Below are 3,191 nucleotides of genomic sequence, written 5' to 3'. Positions count from 1 at the left end.
TAAAGAAAGGCGACGACATACTCTCCCACATAACTGCAGTACCATCTGCGCAGGCGGGCTTAACTACTCTGTTCGGGATGGGAAGAGGTGAGCCCCGCCGCAATAACCACCTTAAGAGGTTACAATTGCTTTGGGCAATCATTTCCAATGTTAATTATCAATTATAAATTGTTAATTATCAATTGGATAATATCTTAACATACTGAGATAAAGAAAAAAGTATTTTTATTAGAAAGTTTCTTCCTCCCGATTGCTCGGGAGGAAAAGTGTACATAAGCTTACGGGTTATTAGTACTACTCGACTATGACATTACTGCCTTTACATCTATAGCCTATCAACGTAGTCATCTCCTACGACCCTTAAAAGAAATCTCATCTTGTGGTGGGTTTCGCGCTTATATGCTTTCAGCGCTTATCCCTTCCAAACGTAGCTACTCTGCGGTGCCACTGGCGTGACAACAGATACACTAGAGGTTTGTCCAATTCGGTCCTCTCGTACTAGAATCAGATCCACTCAAATTTCTTGCGCCCACAGTAGATAGAGACCGAACTGTCTCACGACGTTCTGAACCCAGCTCGCGTGCCACTTTAATGGGCGAACAGCCCAACCCTTGGGACCTTCTCCAGCCCCAGGATGTGACGAGCCGACATCGAGGTGCCAAACCCCCCCGTCGATATGAGCTCTTGGGGGAGATCAGCCTGTTATCCCCGGCGTACCTTTTATCCTTTGAGCGATGGCCCTTCCATGCGGAACCACCGGATCACTATGCTCTACTTTCGTACCTGATCGACCTGTATGTCTCTCAGTCAAGCTCCCTTATGCCATTGCACTCTACGCACGGTTACCAAGCGTACTGAGGGAACCTTTAGAAGCCTCCGTTACTCTTTTGGAGGCGACCACCCCAGTCAAACTACCCACCAAGCAATGTCCCCCGCAAACGCGGGGTTAGGCCTCAGATAAACAAAGGGTTGTATTTCAACAATGACTCCACAACGCCTAGCGACGCCACTTCACAGTCTCCAACCTATCCTACACATCATTTATCCAAGGTCAATACTAAGCTATAGTAAAGGTGCACAGGGTCTTTTCGTCCCACTGCGGGTAAGCGGCATCTTCACCGCTACTACAATTTCACCGAGCTCATGGCTGAGACAGTGTCCAGATCGTTACACCATTCGTGCAGGTCGGAACTTACCCGACAAGGAATTTCGCTACCTTAGGACCGTTATAGTTACGGCCGCCGTTTACTGGGGCTTCATTTCAATGCTTCTCCGAAGATAACATCTCCACTTAACCTTCCAGCACCGGGCAGGTGTCAGGCCCTATACTTCATCTTACGATTTTGCAGAGCCCTGTGTTTTTGATAAACAGTCGCCTGGACCTCTTCACTGCGGCCAGCATTGCTGCTGGCGACCCTTCTCCCGAAGTTACGGGTCTATTTTGCCTAATTCCTTAGCCATGAATCTCTCGAGCACCTTAGAATTCTCATCTCGACTACCTGTGTCGGTTTGCGGTACGGGTACTATTAACCTGAAGTTTAGAGGTTTTTCTTGGAAGCCCTTAGGTGCACTATCTCTTTGTCCGAAGACGCCGAGTACTATCGTATTTCCCCAAGCCGCGTGGATTTGCCTGCGCAGCTTATAGGTAGGTACTTCAACGAACTATTCCGTCAGTTCGCGGCACTTTCATCACTCCGTCACCCCATCACAGTTAACAGTAGTACGGGAATATTAACCCGTTGTCCATCGACTGTCCCTTTCGGGTTCGCCTTAGGTCCCGACTAACCCACAGCTGATTAGCATAGCTGTGGAAACCTTAGTCTTTCGGTGTGCGGGTTTCTCGCCCGCATTATCGTTACTTATGCCTACATTTTCTTTTCTAACCGGTCCAGCAGGCCTTACGACTCACCTTCTACCCTGTTAGAATGCTCCCCTACCACTTACAATAAATTGTAAATCCATAGCTTCGGTAATATACTTATGCCCGATTATTATCCATGCTCGTCCGCTCGACTAGTGAGCTGTTACGCACTCTTTAAATGAATGGCTGCTTCCAAGCCAACATCCTAGCTGTCTATGCAGACAAACCTCGTTCTTTCAACTTAGTATATATTTGGGGACCTTAGCTGATGGTCTGGGTTCTTTCCCTCTCGGACTTGGACCTTAGCACCCAAGCCCTCACTGTTAGTGAACATTATATAGCATTCGGAGTTTGTCAGGAATTGGTAGGCGGTGAAGCCCCCGCATCCAATCAGTAGCTCTACCTCTATATAACTTTATAACTAACGCTGCACCTAAATGCATTTCGGGGAGTACGAGCTATTTCCGAGTTTGATTGGCCTTTCACCCCTACCCACAGATCATCCCAAGACTTTTCAACGTCAACGGGTTCGGTCCTCCACTATGTGTTACCACAGCTTCAACCTGTCCATGGGTAGATCACACGGTTTCGCGTCTAACACTACTGACTAAAGCGCCCTATTCAGACTCGCTTTCGCTACGGATCCGTGGCTTAACCACTTATCCTTGCCAGCAACGTTAACTCGTAGGCTCATTATGCAAAAGGCACGCCGTCACCCCACGAAGGGGCTCCGACCGCTTGTAAGCGTATGGTTTCAGGATCTATTTCACTCCGTTATTCACGGTTCTTTTCACCTTTCCCTCACGGTACTGGTTCACTATCGGTCTCTCAGGAGTATTTAGCCTTAGCGGATGGTCCCGCCAAATTCAGACAGGATTTCTCGTGTCCCGCCCTACTCAGGATACCACTATCGTTATCTTCTATTACTTATACAGGGCTATCACCTTCTATGGCTCTACTTTCCAGTAGATTCTAATTCTATCCGCAACAAATAACGTGGTCCTACAACCCCAATCATGCCGTAACAACATTGGTTTGGGCTAATCCGCGTTCGCTCGCCACTACTTACGGAATCACTTTTGTTTTCTTCTCCTCCGCCTACTTAGATGTTTCAGTTCAGCGGGTTTGCCCACCCGAAGGTGTACTATGTCTTCAACATAGTGGGTTGCCCCATTCAGGTATCTACGGATCGTATCGTGTGTGCCGATCCCCGTAGCTTTTCGCAGCTTATCACGCCTTTCATCGCCTCTGAGAGCCAAGGCATCCCCCATACGCCCTTATTTTGCTTATTGTACCAACATTCAATTAAGAATGCCGTTCTTTCTTCTAT

2 rRNA genes are annotated in these 3,191 nt (G+C 47.9%); both read right to left on the bottom strand.

The window, feature by feature from the left end:
• Positions 1–4: 4 nt before the first annotated feature.
• Positions 5–114: ribosomal RNA gene (rrf, locus tag BLV91_RS16705) — 5S ribosomal RNA — on the bottom strand.
• A gap of 154 nt (positions 115–268) precedes the next feature.
• Positions 269–3,153: ribosomal RNA gene (locus tag BLV91_RS16700) — 23S ribosomal RNA — on the bottom strand.
• Positions 3,154–3,191: the final 38 nt, after the last annotated feature.

Source organism: Flavobacterium degerlachei, from assembly GCF_900106645.1.
Taxonomy (GTDB): Bacteria; Bacteroidota; Bacteroidia; order Flavobacteriales; family Flavobacteriaceae; genus Flavobacterium; species Flavobacterium degerlachei.
Note: the sequence above shows the minus strand (reverse complement) of the source record. Positions and strands in the feature narration are given on the sequence as shown.